The 3,927-nt window shown below is 59.5% G+C and carries 5 protein-coding genes; all 5 read right to left on the bottom strand.

Annotated elements, in window-relative coordinates:
* On the bottom strand, nt 1-324 hold a 324-nt coding region (locus ABSE61_RS36500; RefSeq protein WP_423876005.1), incomplete at its 3' end, for an SIS domain-containing protein.
* Complete coding sequence (locus tag ABSE61_RS36495) at nt 321-1,259, bottom strand: NAD-dependent epimerase/dehydratase family protein (RefSeq protein ID WP_423876004.1); 939 nt, start codon at nt 1,257-1,259, stop codon at nt 321-323. The genes ABSE61_RS36500 and ABSE61_RS36495, both read right to left, overlap by 4 nt.
* An 86-nt stretch (nt 1,260-1,345) precedes the next feature.
* Complete coding sequence (locus ABSE61_RS36490; RefSeq protein ID WP_423876003.1) at nt 1,346-2,071, bottom strand: nucleotidyltransferase family protein; 726 nt, start codon at nt 2,069-2,071, stop codon at nt 1,346-1,348.
* An 11-nt stretch (nt 2,072-2,082) separates the two neighbouring features.
* Nucleotides 2,083-3,579 carry a PfkB family carbohydrate kinase gene (locus ABSE61_RS36485; RefSeq protein ID WP_423876002.1) on the bottom strand — a complete coding sequence of 499 codons (1,497 nt, stop codon included), beginning with the start codon at nt 3,577-3,579 and terminating at the stop codon, nt 2,083-2,085.
* Nucleotides 3,580-3,713: 134 nt separating this feature from the next.
* The coding region (locus tag ABSE61_RS36480; RefSeq protein WP_423876001.1) for a hypothetical protein at nt 3,714-3,927 on the bottom strand (214 nt) is incomplete at its 5' end.

Below are 3,927 nucleotides of genomic sequence, written 5' to 3'. Positions count from 1 at the left end.
CTGAAGCGAAAATACCTGGTCATAACCCTCGTCATTGGCAAGGCAGGTGAGGGTGGATGGATTGGCCGACAGCGAATGCACGCGCAGGCCCGAACCCTTCGTCTTCGACAGCGCATAAAGCAAATCGTTGGCAAGATGATTGGCGTTGCCGCCGCTGCCGCCATTGCCGCAAAGGAATACCTGCCGGCCGCTCTGCCAGCAGTCGCGCAAGTCGTAAGCCAGGCGTTCGACAGGGGTGAAGTCGAAGCCCTGCAATACGGCGCTGAGGCGGCCGGAATAGTCGCTGAAAAGCTTGGCCGGCGTCTGGAAAGCGAGCGCGTTCATTTCACGATCTCCTGTTCCATCCATTTCAGATTGTACCAGCGATCTTCGTTCTTCAACTGACCTTGCGAATACATGCCGATGATTTCCTTGATCGCATCCTCCACCGTCTTCTTCGGCCGGAAACCGGTCGCAAGCAGCCGATCGGAATTGATCCGGTAGCTGCGCGGATCGTTGGACGGTGTCACCACGATCTCGGCCGTTACGTGCTTGGTAACCAGCCTGGCGATGTCGAGAATCGAGATGTTCTCGAAGCCGGCATTGTAGATGCCGGTGTGTTCGGGATGATCGAGCAGGAATAGATAGAGGTCGGTGATATCGTCGATATGGACGTTGGGCCGGGTCTGGTCGCCGCCGAACACGTTGATGCGGCCATTCATCAGGGCCTGCATCGTCAGCATGTTTACGGAAACATCGAGTCGTTGCCTTGGCGAATAGCCGCAAACCGTGGCAGGCCGGACGATCTGGACGGCCATATCGTCCTTGTAGGAGAGAACGATGCGCTCGCCGCACATCTTGGTTTTGTTGTATTCGGAGATCGGCAACAGCTCGAGGTCTTCCGTGACCTGCTGCTCCTCCTTGACGCCATAAACGCTGCCAGACGACGCATAGATGAAGCGCCTTATGCCATGGCGGCGGGCTCGGTCGGCGAGCTGCATGGTCGCCAGACAAGAGATTTCCCAGGTCAGCTTCGGATCGAGATCGCCGCAGGGATCGTTGGCCACGCTCGACAGATGGATAATGGCGTCGATGCCGTTAAGGTCGATCTCATCCACGTTGCGGACATCGCCCCGGACGACCGTGAGATCGGGATGTGGCTCGAGGAAATTGCCGAACCACATGATGTCGAAGGCAACCACCTTGTGGCCGGCCTTCAGAAGCTTCGGCACGAGCACGCTGCCTTTGTAGCCACACGCGCCAGTCAGAAAAATCTTCATTTGTTGCCCTGCCACCGGCTGTCCGGTCCGACTGATTGCCGCACGCGCTGGTCTGGAACCGTGAAAAAGTCGAATGCCACCTGAACCTACCCCCGACGAGCTGCGTAAGACGGCGCGCGCATGAACTCGGTAAGGGCCCGCAGCAGGATTTCAGGGTTTCCGATAACCCTGAGATAGACGTCTGTCTCCACCGACAGGATTCGACCGAGGTAATTTGGTATGATCTCGGTCGATAGATCAACCGCGCTTTTGCCAAGCCGGGCGATGTCTTCGATCACATCGGGCTCGAAAACATAGACGGCGCCGTTGGCGAGGTTTCCCGGCGGGTTTTTGACCTTCTCGTAGAACGCGGTGACTCGATTTTGAGGGTCCAGTTCCAGGATGCCGCAAGACGCAGGATCATCGGTGCGAAAGGCCAGCATCGTCATCACGCAGTCTGCGGGGCGATCGCGGTGAGCGGAAATTAGCCTCGCGACGTTGAAATCGGTCAGGTTGTCGGCATGGGCGACGAGGAAGGACTCTCTGCCGAACCAGTCCCGGTTTGCCAGGATTGTGCCGCCGGTGCCCAGAAGCCGATCTTCATGAACGAGATCAACGTGCGAACGCCAGGGCGAGGCTGCGACATGCGCGCGGACCTGGTCGGCGAGCCAATGCGTATTGACCAGCGCGCGTTGGATGCGGCCCGCGAACACGAGATCCAGCCAGTAATCGAGCAGCGGACGACCATGCACAGCCACCAGGCATTTCGGCGTGGTGTTCGTGAAGGGGCGTAGCCGACTTCCCGTGCCGGCTGCGAGCAGTAGCGCGCGCATGAGCCTATCCGTCAATCATGACTGAAACCGGTTTCGTCGATTTCCCGGATCAACTCGGCTGTAGAGAGCGCCATGTTGCCGACACGCGATACCTGCAGCGCTGCAGCCAGCGAGCCAAGGTAGGAGGCCTGCCAGATATCGGCGCCGGCTCGCAGTGCCATCGAGGAAGCCGTGAACAAGCTGTCGCCGGCGCCGGAGACATCCTTGGGAGAAGGATTGAACGCCGGCAGACGGTCGGATGTGAACGTGCCGTCCACCATCGTGTTGACCAGCGCGCCTTCGGCGCCCAGCGTAACCACGAGATTCCCGGCGCGGGCGCGCTCCAGAAGGCGCTCGCTGACGACCGCAAGACCGGAAACAAAATCGTTCAGGGCGATGCGAGCCTCATGTTCGGTCGGTGTCAGCAGTGTCATGGCCTTGAAACGTGAAACGTCTCCCCTCTGCGAAGACGCCTGGCTGTCGGCAGCAATCATCACGCCCTTTTTCCTGGCGCGATCAGCGATGGCATCAACCAGATCCTGCGGCAGGCAGCCGTAGTTGAAGCAGGAGAACAGCAGAAGGTCACAATTCTTCAGGGTGCGCTCGACGGCAGTCAGCATCCGCCGCTGAATTTCGCCGTCAGCGGCGTGCTGGCGCAGGTGATTGACCCGCAGTAGCGTCTTGTTCAGCGCGCGGAACCTTTGCTTGCGCGTGGTTGGTCGGGTCGAATCGGCAAACGTCTTGAGGCTCACACCTTGCTCATCGAGTGAATTGCGCGCAAAGCGAGCCGCATCGTCATCGCCGACCAGGGTGAAGAAGCTGACATCGGCGCCCAGACCGTGGGCGTGCGCGGCCACCGCGCCGGCGCCACCCACGAAGGTTCGCGTCATCAAGGGGGTTACAACGATCGTTGGATCTTCCTGCGACATGCCGACGGCATCGCAAGTGACGTACTCATCTATGATGAGATCGCCAACCACGGCGACGCGCATGCCGACCAGCTTTCCGAGCAGTGCCTTGAGCTGCGAAATACCGAAACCATGGCGCTTGGGAAATTCGAGCGGCTTGCGCACCGTGGAAATATCGATATCGGCGTCGCGCTCCAGCAGTGATAGCGAGGCGAAACGCAATTCGCCCGAGGAGAACACAAGGCGACCACCATAAGTGTCGACCGCGACCTGCTCAGGGTTGAAGCGGTCTTCGAATTCCTTGCCTTTGACCACCAGGGTCGGCTGCAGTCGCGCGACGAAGGAGGCAGCGGAATCCTCCAGCCGCACAACATGGTGCACGAAGGAGATCGATCGGACATTGTCCAGCCGCATATCCTGCCCCAGCGTCACGCCGGGCGCAGAGTCGGGGTTTACGCCGACGGCGAGGATATCGGCCTGCTCGGCGGCGAATTTCAAGAGCCGCAGATGCCCGGGATGTACGACGTTGAAGTTCCCGGAGACAAACGCAACGGTTCGACCCGGTTCGCATGAATTCCGGATCGTCTGGCAGGCTTGAAGCGACTCGGCCAATTGGTCCAAGGGATTTAAGTCTCCGGCCTACTTTTTCGGAAGCCAATACGCCACGCGTACACTTTTCCGACCAAATAGCTGGAGACGGGACCGATGGCCCAATTGGTGATGATTGGCGTCCCGCCGGCGGCTAGCTCTGCCAATTAAGGCAAACGAATCAGTCCATTATATGCATAAACGGTTTCGGGCCTTGCTCCAAGGCCTGCACGAGCGTTGCAGAAGCACCCCGCATCGCCGGATAGGACCGAGCTGCCCTGGCGCTGGTCGATGTCACGGAGTTTGGCAAGTATCGCTCGTTCTATGGGCCCAATCTGCGTGGACACGACATGCCGCGCGATCGTTCCGTCGATATCGACA

This window comes from Bradyrhizobium sp. (assembly GCF_049519115.1).
Lineage (GTDB): Bacteria > Pseudomonadota > Alphaproteobacteria > Rhizobiales > Xanthobacteraceae > Bradyrhizobium.
Note: the sequence above shows the minus strand (reverse complement) of the source record. Positions and strands in the feature narration are given on the sequence as shown.

What these genes read in the sequence shown, in the direction of transcription:
- ABSE61_RS36495 (WP_423876004.1), bottom strand. Translation starts at nt 1,259, where the DNA reads ATGAAGATTTTTCTGACTGGCGCGTGTGGCTACAAAGGCAGCGTGCTC.
- ABSE61_RS36490 (WP_423876003.1), bottom strand. Translation starts at nt 2,071, where the DNA reads ATGCGCGCGCTACTGCTCGCAGCCGGCACGGGAAGTCGGCTACGCCCC.